Origin of the sequence: Pseudomonas sp. IT-P294, from assembly GCF_949767865.1 — a bacterium.
Classification (GTDB): domain Bacteria; phylum Pseudomonadota; class Gammaproteobacteria; order Pseudomonadales; family Pseudomonadaceae; genus Aquipseudomonas.
This window is the reverse complement of sequence record NZ_CATKQW010000056.1, coordinates 226,721-241,699: the sequence shown is the minus strand read 5'-3', so window position 1 is coordinate 241,699 and position 14,979 is coordinate 226,721. Positions and strand designations below refer to the sequence as shown.

The window sequence follows — 14,979 nt, the reverse complement described above, 5'->3', positions numbered from 1 at the left end:
CGTATTAGAGCTGTCGTGGCTTGGGGGCGGCGGGTGGCCTGTCCGGATGATCAGGGTGAATGTTGCATCGCCTTCGCGGGCAAGCCCACTCCCACAAGGATCGTGTGATGCCTGTGGGTGTGGGCAGGCCCGTGAGGGTGTAGAGGTCACAGAAACGGCACTACCGGCCGCCGCTTGTTCAGCGTCGACCACCAGAACACCCAGCCCAATACCCGGATGTTCTGCTTATCTATCTGTTCGGCATTGAAGATCTCGTCGGGGTGCTCGGCTTTGTTGTAGCTGCGCAACCGCAACGCATTGCCCGGCATCCGGTGCAGGTATTTGATTCGCAGCATTCCGTCGTGCTCGAGCGCGTAAATCTCTCCGTCGATCACCTTGGTCAGCCCCCGGTCGACGGCGAGGGTGGAGCCATCCTCAATCCTTGCCCCCATGCCGTTACCGACCATCTGGACACAAAATACATCCGTATGGTTGATTTCCAGGGTGTCGAGGTGGCTTTTGGGCAGGCGGATGAATTGGCCAGGGTCTTCGACGACGTGGGTTTTGCTGGACCCCGGGCGGATGGGCGTTTCCTTGTAGACGGGTAATTCGACGTCAGTGGGTTCGATGACCGTGTAGATGCCACGAATCGCCTGGGCGTCGAAGGTGTTGCCAGACTCGTCGAGCAGGCGCAGGTGTTTGGAGTCCTGTGGGCCTTCGCCGGTCTTGAGCCAGTCGCTGTTGACCGAGAGTAATCTGGAGACCTCTTCCATGCGGTAGGCGGGCACACCGCGGGTGTACCAGTTGTGGATGTTTTGAGCTTCCGTGTCGAAAAAAGCAGCGAATCCTGTCGTTGTGATCTTCGCTTTTTCGAGGAGCGCCTTGAACCGTGGGCCGCTAGTGTTCTTTTTCATAAACACGAGTCTACGGGCGCAGGGCGGGGCTTTGAATAAACGAACCGTTCAAATTAGGCGGGAAATTTACGACCGGATGTAAGACGTATTTGGAACAAATTAAACAGAAAAAAACCGCGACAGCTGAACGATAAACACACTGTTTAATGCGCTTTATGAGCGGCCACAAAAAACCCCGGATCAACCGGGGTTTTTTTCAAGTCGTCATCGGCGCGAGGCCAATGGCGTCTCAGCCTTTATAGGCCGCAGCCGACTTGGTGATCGCTTCGCGAGCGGCATCTGCACCGGCCCAGCCTTCGATCTTCACCCATTTGCCTTTTTCGAGATCTTTGTAGTTCGCGAAGAAGTGCTCGATCTGCTGGATCAGCAGTGGTGGCAGGTCGGTGTATTCCTTCACGTCGACGTACAGCTGGGACAGCTTATCGTGTGGGACTGCGATGACTTTGGCATCGCCGCCGCCGTCGTCGGTCATGTTCAGGATGCCGACTGGACGAGCGCGGATCACCGAACCTGGAGCAACCGGGTAAGGGGTCACGACCAGCACGTCGAGGGGATCACCGTCGTCAGCCAGGGTGTTCGGGATGTAACCGTAGTTGGCCGGGTAGAACATCGGGGTGGCCATGAAACGGTCAACGAACAGGCAATCGCTGTCTTTGTCGATTTCGTATTTGATCGGCGCGTGGTTGGCCGGAATCTCGATCGCGACGTAGATGTCGTTCGGCAGGTCTTTGCCAGCCGGAATCTTGCTGTAGCTCATTGGGCGGTGCCCCCGTTAGTTGACCAAAAACACTTGGCCGGATTGACCAAAAAGTGGCGGCGATTATAGGCATATTCCGCCACCGTTGCTATGGATCAGAGGTCGTGTAGACCTTAGTCGCGTGCCTGATAGACCGGGTCTTCGGCCAGAAGTTGCCGCAACCGGGCCAATGGGTCCTGGCGGTAAAACAGCTTTAACTGCTCATAGACCTGGGGATAAGCCTCGGCCAGCAAGTCCGGAGCGCTGAAGAAGTATTCGCTGGTCACTGCGAAGAACTCGGCGGGGTTTTCCGCCGCGTAGGGGTCGATGGCTGTTTCAACGTCCGGATTGCGGTCGAGTTGCCGATTGAGGTCGTCGTAGGCTTCTTGCATGACCTTGGCCCAGTCGCTGACGCGCATGTCGGGGTGCAATGGCGGCAGGCCGTTGGCGTCGCCGTTGAGCATGTCGAGCTTGTGCGCGAGTTCGTGGATCACCAGGTTGTAGCCTTCCCAGCCGCCACTGGCCATCACCCCGGGCCAGGCGAGGATGATTGGGCCTTGCTGCCAGGCTTCGCCGCTGTGTTCACCGTCCCACTCGTGTTCAACGCCGCTGGCGTCGCGATGACGCTGGGGGCTGAGGAAGTCGTCGGGGTAGAGGACGATTTCGTGGAAGCCCTGATACCAGTTCAGATCGCCCAGGTGCAGCAGCGGCAATTGCGCCTGAGCGGCAAGCAGCAGGCGCTGTTCCTGGTGGAGTTCGACGCCCTGCAAGGCGGTCAGGTGTTTGTCCTGCAGGAACAAGACGCAGGCTTCACGCAGCCACTGGTCTTCGGCGGCGCTGATGCCGTCGAGAAAACTCAGATGGTGACGCACCCGTTGCCACAGGTCGTCGGCAATCGGGTGTTTAGCCAGGGTGCGCTGGCGACGCCAGGCACTAAGCGACCACATCGTGGATCAGCGCTATTGCGCTTTGGGCGCGGCGTTGCCGTAACGGCTGCGGATGAAGCCGATGATCATCGGAAGCAGCGACAGCACAATGATGCCCACGACCAGCAGCGAGAGGTTTTTCTTGATGAACGGTACGTTGCCGAAGAAGTAACCGAGGGTCACCAGGCCGCCCACCCACAAAATGGTGCCGAGGACGCTGAAGGAAAAGAAACGCAGGTAAGGCATTTTGCCGACACCGGCGACGAACGGTGCAAACGTACGGATGATCGGCAGGAAACGGGCCAGGGTGACGGTCTTGCCACCGTGCTTGTCATAGAAGTCGTGGGTTTGCTGCAGGTAGTCGCGGCGGAAGATTTTCGAGTTTGGATTGCTGAACAGTTTCTCGCCGGCCGTTCGGCCAATGATGTAGTTGGTACTGTCGCCGAGGATTGCCGCCAGCATCAACAGGCCGCCCAGCAATACCGGGTCCATGCCGCCGCCAGCGGCTACAGCGCCGGCGATGAACAACAGGGAGTCGCCCGGCAGGAACGGCATCACCACCAGACCGGTTTCGCAGAAAATCACCAGAAACAGGATGGCGTAGATCCATAACCCGTAGTTTTTTACCAGCAAGTCGAGGTAAACATCGAGATGCAAAATAAGGTCGATCGGGTTGAAATCCATGTAGGGCACCTGTCGTGATGGCCCAACTCTGCAGGCCTGTGCGGATGACTTCGCGAAAGCCTACAGACGAGTGTAGTTTTTCGTACAAGCCGGAAAGTGCGGCATTATACGATTTGATTCGTGAAAAACCTGTCGAGTTTGTAGCGGGGAATGTCCGTGGTCCGACAGGCTGCACACTAACCCTGTGGCGAGCGGGGGCAAGCCCTTCGCCACATTGGAGCGACCTTAAAGTTCGTCGCTGATCGGCAATACGTAGTTCTTGAATTCGGTGTCTTCCTTGAAGCCGATGGACTCGTAGGTTTTCTGCGCCACTTCATTGTTGCTGCTGGTGGAAACACGCATGCGCACGGCATTGGTTTCCTTGGCCATTTTCTTCGCGGTGCGGATGAGGTTGTCGGCCACCAGTTGGCGGCGGGCTTCTTCGGCGACGTAGATGTCGTTGAGGATCCACACGCGTTTAAGCGAAAGGGACGAAAAGCTCGGATACAACTGACAAAAACCCATCAGTTTGTTGCTGTCGTCATCGGCCAGTGCCAGGTAGATCACCGATTCCTTGCGTCGCAGGCGTTTCTCAAGGAACGCCCGGGACGAGTCCGGATAGGCCAGGGCGCCATAAAACTCGCGATATTTGACGAACAACGGGGTCAGCAGGTCCAGGTGTTCGAGGGTCGCTTGAATAATCCGCATCGGTAGGTCTCGTCTTCAAGTGGCTGTCATCACGTGCTCTGACGGCGAACGGTTCTTCACTCGGGCAGCCGTGCATCGATCCTGCCTGAAATCAAAGCACAAACGCAATGCGGAAACGGTTCAGGCATCGGGTGGGCTGAGCAGGAAGTTACCTTTCATGTCCGCACCTGCGTCCGACTCCAGCGTGTGAATCTGCGCTTCGTCCTTCAAGTTGACGCCCGACAGTTGGCGCCGGCAAGCCTCACGCATCAAGTACAGCAAACGGTGTGCCGCCATGCCGTAACTCAGGCCCTCAAGTCGAACATTGGAAATGCAATTGCGGTAGGCGTCCGTCAGCCCGACCTTGGGACCGTAAGTGAAATACAAACCCAGGCTGTCCGGCGAACTGAGGCCCGGGCGCTCGCCAATGAGAATGACCACCATTTTAGCGCCCAACAGCTCGCCAATCTCGTCGGCCACGGCGACCCGGCCCTGGGCTACCAGTATGACTGGCGACACCGACCAGCCTTCAGCCTTGATCTGTTCTTCCATTCGCGTCAGAAACGGCAGTGTATGACGATGAACCGCCAGCGCCGACAGACCATCGGCCACGACAATTGCCAGATCCACGCCGCCAGGATGAGCCAAGGCGTAATCGCGCAAGGTCTGCGCCGACTCATCACTCAACTTTCGCCCCAGATCGGGACGCTGCAAGTAACTGTCACGGTTGGCGGCGGCGCTGTGCAGCAACAGACTGTCGCGCCCGCATTCAGCCAATTGCGCGCTGAGCCCGGCATGATCGAACGGCAAATGCACGGCATCCCGAGCCTGGGCGTGGGCGTACTGAAAATCCAGCTGCGCGCTGGTTGGCATGCTGGTGCCGGTGCGGCCCAGAGCAATGCGTGCCGGTGTCAGGCGACGCAATTCCAGCAGCGGATTTTCTGCATCTACAGGCGGTTTATCCATTTCAACACTCATCCCAGTTGCGCCATCGCTTGGCGGAAAGCCGGCGGTAGCCTGTCACCGAAGTGAATCTTGCCATCCGCCTGGGTGAGGATGCCCATTTTCGCCAGCCACTGTTCGAACTCCGGCGCCGGTTTCAGCCCCAGTGTCTGGCGCGCATACAGGGCGTCGTGGAACGAGGTGGTCTGGTAGTTGAGCATGATGTCGTCGGAGCCCGGGATGCCCATGATGAAGTTGATCCCGGCCACGCCCAACAGGGTCAGCAGGGTGTCCATGTCGTCCTGATCGGCTTCGGCGTGGTTGGTGTAGCAAATGTCGCAGCCCATTGGCACGCCCAGAAGTTTGCCGCAGAAGTGGTCTTCGAGGCCGGCGCGAATGATCTGTTTGCCGTTGTAGAGGTATTCCGGGCCAATGAATCCTACAACCGTATTGACCAGGAACGGCTTGAAATGGCGTGCCACGGCGTAGGCGCGGGTTTCGCAGGTCTGCTGATCCATGCCGTGGTGGGCGTTGGCTGACAGGGCACTGCCCTGGCCAGTCTCGAAATACATCAGGTTGCGGCCAAGCGTTCCGCGATTCAGGCTCAGACCGGCGTCGTAACCTTCCTGCAGGACATTCAGGTTGATGCCGAAGCTGGCATTGGCCGCTTCAGTGCCGGCGATCGACTGGAACACCAGGTCCAGCGGGACGCCGCGATTGATCGCTTCGATGGAGGTCGTGACGTGCGTCAGCACGCAGGCCTGGGTCGGAATTTCGTAGCGCTGGATGATCGCGTCGAGCATTTCCAGCATGGCGCAGATCGAGGCGATGCTGTCGGTGGCCGGGTTGATGCCGATCATCGCGTCGCCGTTGCCGTACAGCAGGCCGTCGAGAATGCTCGCTGCGATGCCGGCCGGTTCGTCGGTGGGGTGATTGGGTTGCAGGCGGGTGGATAAACGTCCACGCAAGCCCATCGTGCCGCGAAATTTTGTGACGACGCGGATTTTCTGCGCCACCAGCACCAGATCCTGCACGCGCATGATTTTCGACACGGCGGCGGCCATTTCCGGGGTCAGGCCGGGGGCGAGGGCGCGCAGGCTCTGTTCGTCAGCGGCGTCGCTCAGCAGCCAATCGCGAAAACCGCCGACGGTGAGGTGACTGACGGCTGAAAAAGCCTGTGCGTCGTGGGTGTCGATGATCAGTCGGGTGACTTCATCGGCCTCGTAAGGAACCAGCATTTCCTCCAGGAAGTGCGTCAGCGGAATGTCGGCCAGGGCCATCTGTGCGGCCACTCGCTCGCCATCGTTGAGGGCCGCGACGCCGGCCAGGAAGTCCCCGGAACGCGCCGGACTGGCCTTGGCCATGACGTCCTTGAGGTTGGCGAAGCGATAGGTCTGGGCGCCGACAGAATGGGCAAATGTGGCCACGGTGTCCTCCTGATTCAATCAATAACTCAAATTCACCACTATCCCCTTGTGGGAGTGAGCCTGCTCGCGATTGCGGTTTACATCCGTCACATGCGCTGAATGAAACAGCGCAATCGCGAGCAGGCTCGCTCCCACAAGGGAACTGCATGCACTTCTATATGGCAGGCGCCGGGAGTTTGGCCCGGCGCCGGTGCAACTCAGACGCTTTCGAGCATCGCATCTGCCGGGGCATCGAAACGCTGCTTGGCGGTCAATTGGAAATACAAGTATCCGGCCGCCATGAAGCCGAGGAAAACACAGCCGATCAACGTGTTGAACCAGGCCATCGCCACCAGGCACACCACCGCCAGAAACAGCGCAATCCCCGGCACAATCGGATAGCCCGGCGCGCGGAAGCTGCGTTCCAGGTTCGGCTCGGTTTTACGCAGTTTGAACAGGCTCAGCATGCTGATGATGTACATCACGATGGCGCCGAACACCGACATGGTGATCATCGCCGCCGTCAGGGTCATGCCTTGCAGGTTGACCAGGCCGTCGCTGTAGATTGCCGCGATACCAATCACACCGCCGGCCAAAATGGCACGGTGCGGTGTCTGGAAGCGCGAAAGCTTGGCCAGCGAAGGGGGCAGGTAACCGGCCCGGGCCAGGGCAAAGAACTGCCGCGAGTAGCCAAGGATGATCCCGTGGAAACTTGCCACCAGGCCAAACAGGCCAATCCAGACCAGCATGTGCATCCAGCTCGAATTGTTGCCGACCACAGCTTTCATCGCCTGCGGCAGCGGATCGTTGATGTTAGACAGTTGGCGCCAGTCGCCGACGCCGCCGGCCATCACCATCACGCCAATGGCCAGGAACACCAGGGTCAGAATGCCGCTGACATAGGCCTTGGGAATCGTGCGTTTCGGGTCCTTGGCTTCTTCTGCTGCCATGGCCGCGCCTTCGATCGCGAGGAAAAACCAGATTGCGAACGGAATGGCGGCGAATATGCCGGGAATGGACGCGATCGTGAATTCGTTAGAGCCCGACCAGCCATTGAGTACGAAGTTACTGAAGCTGAAGCCCGGTGCGACGACGCCCATGAATACCAGCAACTCGGCGACGGCCAGCACGGTGACCACCAGTTCGAAGGTCGCCGCGATACTGACTCCGAGGATATTCAGGCCCATGAACACGAAATACGCGCCCACTGCGGCGATCTTGGGGTCAAGTTCCGGGTATTGCACATTGAGGTAGGCGCCAATTGCCATCGCGATGGCCGGGGGCGCAAAGACGAACTCGATCAGGGTGGCGATGCCGGCGATCAATCCGCCTTTCTCGCCAAAGGCCCGCCGGCTATAGGCAAACGGCCCGCCAGCGTGGGGAATGGCGGTGGTCAATTCGGTAAAACTGAAGATGAAGCAGGTGTACATCGTCGCCACCATCAGGGCGGTGACGAGAAAGCCCAGGGTGCCTGCGGTGCCCCAGCCGTAACTCCAGCCGAAATACTCGCCGGAAATCACCAGGCCGACGGCAATGCCCCATAAATGCAGGGTGCCGAGTGTGGGTTTGAGCTGTGTGGAAGAAGTCATAAGTCCTCGCTGTATTTTTTTATTGTTTGATCTTTTGGACTTTCAGGTACGACGTTTGGGTGTGGAGCGGGCACGCAAGGCCCGTGCCAGAGCGGCAGGGCAATGTTTTTATGTTGTCGTTAAGGACGCCATCGCGGGCAAGCCCGCTCCCACAGGGTTTTGGGGTGAACCAAAATGTTGGGAATAACCACAAATCCCTGTGGGAGCGAGCCTGCTCGCGATAGCCATTTGAAGGGCGACACAGAAGTCCCTGTGTCGCCCCCGGTTTTTAGAAGAAGCCCAGCGGATTGATGTCGTAGCTCACCAGCAGGTTTTTGGTCTGCTGATAGTGATCGAGCATCATTTTGTGGGTTTCACGCCCGACGCCAGACTTTTTGTAACCACCGAACGCGGCATGCGCCGGGTACAGGTGGTAGCAGTTGGTCCACACACGACCGGCCTTGATGGCGCGGCCCATGCGATAGGCGCGGTTGATGTCGCGGGTCCAGAGGCCGGCACCCAGGCCGAACTCGGTGTCGTTGGCGATGGCCAGGGCTTCGGCTTCGTCCTTGAACGTGGTGATGCTCACCACCGGGCCAAAGATTTCTTCCTGGAACACGCGCATTTTGTTGGTGCCCTTGAGCAGAGTCGGCTGGATGTAATACCCGGTCGCCAGGTTGCCCTCGAGTTTTTCCACCTTGCCGCCAGTCAGCAGCTCGGCGCCTTCGCCCTTGGCGATTTCCAGGTACGAAAGGATTTTGTCGAATTGCTGCTCGGATGCCTGGGCGCCGACCATGGTGTCGGTGTCCAGCGGGTCACCACGTTTGATCGACAACACTTTCTTCATCACGACTTTCATGAAGTCGTCGTAGATGGACTCTTGGACCAGTGCACGGGATGGGCAGGTGCAGACTTCGCCTTGGTTGAAGAACGCCAGCACCAAGCCTTCGGCGGCTTTCTCGATGAAAGACGGTTCGGCTTTCATGATGTCTTCGAAGAAGATGTTCGGCGACTTGCCACCCAGCTCCACGGTGGACGGAATGATGTTTTCAGCCGCGCATTTCATGATGTGCGAGCCAACCGGGGTCGAGCCGGTGAAGGCGATCTTGGCAATGCGTTTGCTGGTGGCCAGTGCTTCGCCGGCTTCTTTGCCGAAGCCTTGCACGACGTTCAGCACGCCCGGCGGCAGCAGGTCGCCGATCAGCTCCATCAGCACGGTAATGCCCAGTGGCGTTTGCTCGGCAGGCTTGAGCACCACGCAGTTGCCGGCGGCCAGGGCCGGGGCGAGTTTCCAGGCAGCCATCAGGATCGGGAAGTTCCACGGGATGATCTGCCCGACCACGCCCAGCGGTTCATGGATGTGATAAGCCACGGTGTTGCCGTCGATCTCGGCGGCGCTGCCTTCCTGGGCACGGATGCAGCCGGCGAAGTAGCGGAAATGGTCCGCGGCCAGCGGGATGTCGGCATTGAGCGTTTCACGCACGGCTTTGCCGTTGTCCCAGGATTCGGTGATTGCCAGCAGTTCCAGGTTCTGTTCGATGCGGTCGGCGATTTTCAGCAGCACCAGCGAGCGCGCCTGGGCGGACGTGGCGCCCCAGGCATCGGCTGCAGCGTGGGCGGCGTCCAGGGCTTTGTCGATGTCTTCGGCCGTGGAGCGCGGAAATTCGGCAATCGGTTGGCCATTTACTGGCGAGGTATTGGTGAAGTACTGACCTTTGACAGGCGCGACGAACTCGCCGCCGATGTAGTTACCGTACTTGCTCTTGAACGAAACGATAGCGCCTTCAGTACCGGGGTGAGCGTAACGCATAGTGATTTCTCCTTGGCTTTTGTACTTATAAGAGAGAGCGCATGTGCGCTTGCTATAAGCGTAGAGCAAAGGTCGGGCCACTGCCTTGCAGGTCAGGTAAATCAAGGCCTTGCGCCGTTTTTGTCGGACGGGCGGAACGCCGCTGTGACGCTTCCGGTACAGTCACCGTGACACTTTGTACCGCTTGTGGCACAACCTGTGACCGCACGGTCTTGCCACCATTGCAATGCCGGCTAGGCTGGAGGATGCTCGCATCACCTCAACCACGGGTCGCCGAACCCCGGGGAGAATAATAAGAAATGCACGACAACCATTTGAGTCGCCATGCCCAGCAGGTCCTGACCGTCACTCAGGGCAAATCTCACCTGCACGGTCCGGGCAGCGATCCGTCGATTGCCCGTTCCTGGCTGCGGTGTCTTGAGGACTATCACCTCGACCCCGCCCTGACCGTGGCACCGACGGTGCTGGAGCACGGCCGCGTATTGGAAAGCCGCGAGCGCTTGCAGCAAGTGCTGCAAATCGCCGGCAACGAAATGACCAGCCTGCATCAGCAACTTTCCGGCGCCGGTCACGCGGTGCTGCTGACCGACGCCCGTGGCGTGATCCTCAATTGCGTCACCGCGCCCGCCGAGCGCAAGATTTTCGAGCGTGCCGGGCTCTGGCTCGGCGCTGACTGGAGCGAAGCCTGCGAAGGCACCAACGGCATCGGCACCTGCCTGGTGGAGCGTCAGTCGCTGACTATCCACCAGGACGAACACTTTCGCGGTCGCCACACCGGCCTGACCTGCTCGGCGAGCCCGGTGTTCGACCCGCATGGCGAACTGCTGGCGGTGCTCGATGTGTCTTCGGCGCGTCACGAGGTTTCGCGTCAGAGCCAGTTTCACACCATGGCGCTGGTCAATCTTTCGGCGAAAATGATTGAGAGCTGCTATTTCCTGCGTTACTTCGACAATCAATGGCTGTTGCGTTTTCACCTGCAGGCAGAGTCCGTCGGGCTGTTCAGCGAAGGGCTGCTGGCGTTTGACGGGGAAGGGCGGATCAGTGCCGTCAATCAAAGTGCCCTGAACCTGCTGGGGCATGGTCGCTGCGGATTGTTGGGGCAGCCGGTCGAGGCGTTTTTCGATTGCTCGCTGGATGAATTGCTCAGCCGCGCGAGCGTAAACGCCAGCGCCAGTTGGCCGCTGCGCACCCGGGACGGGCGGAGTCTGTTTGCGCTGTTGCGTGGGCAGCCACGCAGCATTCCAGTGCCGGTGGTGCAACGTCCGGTGATTGCCGAGCAGGCGCGCCTGTCGGGCATTTGTATTGGCGATACCGCGTTACAGGAAGATTTCCGCAAGTCCCTGCGCGTGTTCGAACGGGACGTGCCGCTGTTGATCAACGGTGAAACCGGTTCCGGCAAAGAGGCATTCGCCAAAGCCGTGCACCAGGCCAGTCAACGGGCTGAAAAAGCCTTCGTCGCCCTCAATTGTGCGGCCATCCCTGAGAGCTTGATCGAGAGCGAATTGTTCGGCTATCGCGGCGGCAGCTTCACCGGCGCGCGCAAGGAAGGCATGCGCGGCAAGTTGCAGCAGGCCGATGGCGGGACCTTGTTCCTCGATGAAATCGGCGACATGCCGTTGGCATTGCAGACCCGACTATTGAGAGTGCTGGAAGATCGCCAGGTCGTGCCGATCGGTGGCGAGCCGGAGCCGGTCAATGTGCGGATCATCAGCGCCACGCACCGTAATTTGCTGGAGCGCGTGCAGGACGGCAGTTTCCGCGAGGATTTGTATTACCGGCTCAATGGGCTGGAGGTGGCGTTGCCGGCGTTGCGCGATCGCAGTGATAAATCGCAACTGCTCGACTTTTTGCTGACTGAAGAGGCGGGCGGTGAAACGGTGGTGATCGATGAGCCGGCGCGGCAGGCGTTGCTGGGCTTCGCGTGGCCGGGGAATGTGCGGCAATTGCGCAATGTGCTGCGCACCTTGGCGGCGCTGTGTGACGGTGGACGGATCGGGCTGGGAGATTTGCCGGCGATGATTCGTCAGGTTCGGCCATTGCCGGCTGTGGCCGTTGAAGAGCCGTCAGAGCATCCGCTGGACGATGCCGAGCGATTGGCCTTGCTCAATGCGCTGGAGCAGACGCGCTGGCATATGACGAATACCGCTGAACAGCTCGGCGTCAGCCGTAACACCCTCTATCGCAAGCTGCGTAAACACGGTATCGCCCGGTAAACCGCGTTGCGGCCAATCGCGGGCAAGCCCGCTCCCACAGAGTTGCGGTGTGAGCACCATTTTCCGAGCGCCGTTGGACCCTGTGGGAGCGGGCTTGCCCGCGGTTGGCGTGCGTGAGACCGAAACACAGGGTGCGATTTCCCACTCCCTACGCTAACCTGCGGCCATGTTTTACGAGGTCGACTAATGCACATTCATATTCTTGGTATCTGCGGCACTTTCATGGGTTCGATGGCAGTTCTGGCCAAAGAGCTGGGTCATCACGTGACGGGCTCCGATGCCAACGTCTATCCGCCGATGAGCACTCAGCTTGAAGCGCAGGGCATTGAGTTGACCCAAGGCTACGATCCCGCTCAACTCGATCCGGCACCGGATCTGGTGGTGATCGGCAACGCAATGTCCCGCGGCAACCCGGCCGTGGAATACGTGTTGAACAAAGGCCTGCCTTACGTCTCCGGCCCGCAATGGCTGGCGGATCACGTGCTGCAAGGTCGCTGGGTCCTGGCCGTCGCCGGCACCCACGGCAAAACCACCACCAGCAGCATGCTCGCCTGGGTCCTGGAGCACGCGGGCATGAGCCCGGGCTTCTTGATTGGCGGCGTGCCGCAGAATTTCTCGGTGTCGGCCCGCTTGGGCGATACGCCGTTCTTCGTCATCGAAGCCGACGAGTACGACAGCGCGTTTTTCGACAAGCGCTCGAAATTTGTTCACTACCGCCCACGCACGGCGATCCTGAACAATCTTGAATACGATCATGCCGACATCTTCCCCGATCTGCCGGCCATCGAGCGCCAGTTCCACCATTTGGTGCGGACCATCCCGAGCGAAGGCCTGGTGATCCACCCGACGACCGAACCCGCTTTGCAGCGCGTCATCGAGATGGGCTGCTGGACACCGGTGCAAACCACCGGCGCCGGCGGTCAGTGGCAGGTCAAACTGCTCAGCGAAGACGGTTCCAAGTTTGAAGTGATGTTCGAAGGCGTCGCCCAAGGCGTGGTCGAGTGGGACATGACCGGCCAGCATAACGTCGCCAATGCCTTGGCCACCTTGGCTGCGGCCCGCCACGTCGGTGTCGTGCCGTCGATGGGCATCGCTGCGTTGAGCGCCTTCAAAAGCGTGAAGCGGCGGATGGAGAAAGTCGCCGAAGTGCGCGGTATCACCATCTACGACGACTTCGCTCACCACCCGACTGCCATCGCCACGACCCTGGACGGCCTGCGCAAGCGCATCGGTGATGCGCCGTTGATTGCGATCATTGAGCCGCGCTCCAATTCGATGAAGCTTGGCGCGCACCGCGACGGCCTGCCGGAAAGCGTGGTCGATGCCGATCAGGTGATCTGGTACGCCCCGGCCAACCTCGGCTGGGACCTGGGCGCGACCGCTGCGTTGTGCACCGTGCCGTCGATAGTCAGCGATTCGCTGGAAGGCATCATCGAGCGCGTGAAGTCCCAGGCCCAACCTGGCACCCACGTGGTCATCATGAGCAACGGCGGCTTCGGCGGCCTGCACGGCAAGCTCGCCGAGGCACTCAAATGAACAGCGGCCCGGAACGCATCACACTGGCGATGACGGGTGCTTCGGGCGCCCAGTACGGTTTACGCCTGCTTGACTGCCTGATCCGCGAAGACCGCGAGGTGCATTTCCTGATCTCCAAGGCTGCGCAACTGGTGATGGCCACCGAAACCGACGTCACGCTGCCCGCCAAACCGCAGACGATGCAGGCTTTCCTGACCGAATACACCGGCGCCGCCGCCGGGCAGATCAAGGTGTACGGCAAGGAAGACTGGATGTCGCCGGTGGCATCGGGCTCCGGTGCGCCAGCGGCGATGGTGGTGGTGCCGTGCTCGACCGGGACGCTGTCGGCGATTGCGACCGGCGCCTGCAACAACTTGATCGAGCGGGCGGCCGACGTCACGCTGAAGGAGCGCCGCCAGCTGATTCTGGTGCCGCGTGAGGCACCGTATTCGAGCATTCATCTGGAGCACATGCTCAAGTTGTCGAACATGGGGGTGACGATTTTGCCGGCCTCGCCAGGCTTCTATCATCAGCCACAGACCATCGATGACTTGATCGACTTTGTGGTGGCGAGGATTCTCAATCTGCTGAACATCCCGCAAGACATGCTGCCGCGCTGGGGGGAACACCATTTGAGCAGCGATGAATAAGCTGCTGATCATGGTGCTGGTGTTGCAACTGACGGGTTGCGCCACGGCGCGCACCCTCGATGCGGCCAAACCCGGGGCGCCCGTGGTGTACTCGGGCACGCGTCTGGATTTGTATGCGATGAACGGCGGTTGCTGCGCGAAGGACCGGTTTGGCGCCGAAGCACCGAGCTATCCCGGTGTCGACCTGCCGGCCAGCGCATTGCTCGATACGCTGTTGCTGCCGTTGTCTGTGCTGACGGTGATCGGCGTCAGCTTCCAGGCAACTGGCGGTCTCTAGCTGATCGTTCCCACGCTCTGCTTGGGAACGATCCTTGTGGGGCATTATTTGCCGAGTTTACGCAGCTCATCCGACTCGACGATCCGCACGCCATCCTGCTCTTCCAGCGCCAGCCGCCACATCGCCCGCGCCAATTGGCAGGCCTCGATGCCGCGATATTTGCCGGGGATAAGTCGCGACAACGGTCCGGCAATTTGCTCCGCCATGCGCGGTTCCAGGCGATCGCCCAGCAGCAATGAAGGCCGACAGATGGTCAGTTGTGGCCAATTCTGTGCGATCAACGCGTATTCCATCTCGCCTTTGACCCGATTGTAGAAAACAGGCGACCTGCGATCGGCCCCCAAGGCACTGATCACGATCAGGTGCCGTGCGCCCATTTCCCGCGCACGCTTGGCGAACGCTACCACCATGTCCAGATCGACCGCGCGGAAGGCTTGTTCGGAGCCGGCCTGCTTGATCGTGGTGCCAAGGCAGCAGTAGGCAATGTCGACGCGACCGTTGAGTTGCGGCAAAAACACCGCCGGGTCGCCGACCGGGTTTTCCAGATGAGGATGCTCGGCCAATGGCCTGCGTGAGGGGGCCAGTACCCTTGATATCGTTGGCTCATTGAGCAAGCGATCAAGCAAATGTTCACCGGTCAGCCCGGTAGCACCGGCAAGCAATACATGCTGAGGCGTCAAGTACATAGTGTTT

14 protein-coding genes are annotated in these 14,979 nt (G+C 59.9%); 4 read left to right on the top strand and 10 right to left on the bottom strand.

What is annotated here, in order from left to right:
* Window positions 1-146: 146 nt before the first annotated feature.
* From ACM6I0_RS27190 to ACM6I0_RS27150, 9 genes are all read right to left on the bottom strand, one after another.
* Window positions 147-893 (bottom strand): helix-turn-helix transcriptional regulator, encoded by a 747-nt coding sequence (locus ACM6I0_RS27190; RefSeq protein WP_285432437.1) that lies wholly within the window; start codon window positions 891-893, stop codon window positions 147-149.
* Between the two features lie 229 nt (window positions 894-1,122).
* Entirely contained in the window at window positions 1,123-1,650 is a 528-nt protein-coding gene (gene ppa / locus ACM6I0_RS27185; protein ID WP_027924322.1) for an inorganic diphosphatase, read from the bottom strand.
* A gap of 113 nt (window positions 1,651-1,763) precedes the next feature.
* On the bottom strand, window positions 1,764-2,576 hold the full coding sequence (locus ACM6I0_RS27180; protein WP_414923707.1) for a zinc-dependent peptidase: 813 nt from the start codon (window positions 2,574-2,576) through the stop codon (window positions 1,764-1,766).
* A 12-nt stretch (window positions 2,577-2,588) separates the two neighbouring features.
* Window positions 2,589-3,239, bottom strand: coding sequence for a DedA family protein (locus tag ACM6I0_RS27175; RefSeq protein ID WP_414923706.1), 651 nt, complete (start codon window positions 3,237-3,239; stop codon window positions 2,589-2,591).
* A 225-nt stretch (window positions 3,240-3,464) separates the two neighbouring features.
* Window positions 3,465-3,926: a GNAT family N-acetyltransferase gene (locus ACM6I0_RS27170; RefSeq protein ID WP_222588622.1), complete on the bottom strand. Its 462-nt coding sequence runs from the start codon at window positions 3,924-3,926 to the stop codon at window positions 3,465-3,467.
* 120 nt (window positions 3,927-4,046) lie between these two features.
* Window positions 4,047-4,871 carry an ethanolamine ammonia-lyase subunit EutC gene (gene eutC / locus ACM6I0_RS27165; protein ID WP_414923705.1) on the bottom strand — a complete coding sequence of 275 codons (825 nt, stop codon included), beginning with the start codon at window positions 4,869-4,871 and terminating at the stop codon, window positions 4,047-4,049.
* Between the two features lie 8 nt (window positions 4,872-4,879).
* Entirely contained in the window at window positions 4,880-6,274 is a 1,395-nt protein-coding gene (locus ACM6I0_RS27160; protein WP_414923704.1) for an ethanolamine ammonia-lyase subunit EutB, read from the bottom strand.
* Window positions 6,275-6,471: 197 nt separating this feature from the next.
* A complete protein-coding gene (gene eat / locus ACM6I0_RS27155) occupies window positions 6,472-7,842 on the bottom strand; it encodes an ethanolamine permease (RefSeq protein ID WP_285432445.1) in 1,371 nt (456 codons plus the stop codon).
* A 268-nt stretch (window positions 7,843-8,110) separates the two neighbouring features.
* Window positions 8,111-9,631, bottom strand: coding sequence for an aldehyde dehydrogenase family protein (locus ACM6I0_RS27150; protein ID WP_285432446.1), 1,521 nt, complete (start codon window positions 9,629-9,631; stop codon window positions 8,111-8,113).
* Window positions 9,632-9,930: 299 nt separating this feature from the next.
* Between ACM6I0_RS27150 and ACM6I0_RS27145 the strand changes: the two genes are divergently transcribed.
* The 4 genes from ACM6I0_RS27145 to ACM6I0_RS27130 all read left to right on the top strand — a co-directional run bounded on the left by ACM6I0_RS27145 (window position 9,931) and on the right by ACM6I0_RS27130 (window position 14,286).
* Entirely contained in the window at window positions 9,931-11,844 is a 1,914-nt protein-coding gene (locus tag ACM6I0_RS27145) for a sigma-54-dependent Fis family transcriptional regulator (protein WP_414923703.1), read from the top strand.
* A 186-nt stretch (window positions 11,845-12,030) separates the two neighbouring features.
* A complete protein-coding gene (mpl, locus tag ACM6I0_RS27140; protein ID WP_259156132.1) occupies window positions 12,031-13,380 on the top strand; it encodes a UDP-N-acetylmuramate:L-alanyl-gamma-D-glutamyl-meso-diaminopimelate ligase in 1,350 nt (449 codons plus the stop codon).
* Window positions 13,377-14,009, top strand: a complete 633-nt coding sequence (ubiX, locus tag ACM6I0_RS27135) for a flavin prenyltransferase UbiX (protein WP_222588615.1) — start codon at window positions 13,377-13,379, stop codon at window positions 14,007-14,009. The genes mpl and ubiX overlap by 4 nt, the downstream gene beginning before the upstream one ends.
* The gene (locus tag ACM6I0_RS27130) at window positions 14,002-14,286 is read left to right on the top strand and encodes a YceK/YidQ family lipoprotein (RefSeq protein WP_285432450.1); all 285 of its coding nucleotides are present in this window, start codon (window positions 14,002-14,004) and stop codon (window positions 14,284-14,286) included. Before ubiX ends, ACM6I0_RS27130 begins: the two co-directional genes overlap by 8 nt.
* A 44-nt stretch (window positions 14,287-14,330) precedes the next feature.
* Here the strand turns inward: ACM6I0_RS27130 and ACM6I0_RS27125 are convergent, their stop codons facing one another.
* Entirely contained in the window at window positions 14,331-14,972 is a 642-nt protein-coding gene (locus ACM6I0_RS27125) for an oxidoreductase (RefSeq protein WP_208671297.1), read from the bottom strand.
* Window positions 14,973-14,979 lie beyond the last annotated feature (7 nt).

Coding starts and splice junctions, on each gene's coding strand:
- ACM6I0_RS27190 (WP_285432437.1), bottom strand. CDS start 893: ATGAAAAAGAACACTAGCGGCCCACGGTTCAAGGCGCTCCTCGAAAAA.
- ppa (WP_027924322.1), bottom strand. CDS start 1,650: ATGAGCTACAGCAAGATTCCGGCTGGCAAAGACCTGCCGAACGACATC.
- ACM6I0_RS27180 (WP_414923707.1), bottom strand. CDS start 2,576: ATGTGGTCGCTTAGTGCCTGGCGTCGCCAGCGCACCCTGGCTAAACAC.
- ACM6I0_RS27175 (WP_414923706.1), bottom strand. CDS start 3,239: ATGGATTTCAACCCGATCGACCTTATTTTGCATCTCGATGTTTACCTC.
- ACM6I0_RS27170 (WP_222588622.1), bottom strand. CDS start 3,926: ATGCGGATTATTCAAGCGACCCTCGAACACCTGGACCTGCTGACCCCG.
- eutC (WP_414923705.1), bottom strand. CDS start 4,871: ATGGATAAACCGCCTGTAGATGCAGAAAATCCGCTGCTGGAATTGCGT.
- eat (WP_285432445.1), bottom strand. CDS start 7,842: ATGACTTCTTCCACACAGCTCAAACCCACACTCGGCACCCTGCATTTA.
- ACM6I0_RS27150 (WP_285432446.1), bottom strand. CDS start 9,631: ATGCGTTACGCTCACCCCGGTACTGAAGGCGCTATCGTTTCGTTCAAG.
- ACM6I0_RS27145 (WP_414923703.1), top strand. CDS start 9,931: ATGCACGACAACCATTTGAGTCGCCATGCCCAGCAGGTCCTGACCGTC.
- mpl (WP_259156132.1), top strand. CDS start 12,031: ATGCACATTCATATTCTTGGTATCTGCGGCACTTTCATGGGTTCGATG.
- ubiX (WP_222588615.1), top strand. CDS start 13,377: ATGAACAGCGGCCCGGAACGCATCACACTGGCGATGACGGGTGCTTCG.
- ACM6I0_RS27130 (WP_285432450.1), top strand. CDS start 14,002: ATGAATAAGCTGCTGATCATGGTGCTGGTGTTGCAACTGACGGGTTGC.
- ACM6I0_RS27125 (WP_208671297.1), bottom strand. CDS start 14,972: ATGTACTTGACGCCTCAGCATGTATTGCTTGCCGGTGCTACCGGGCTG.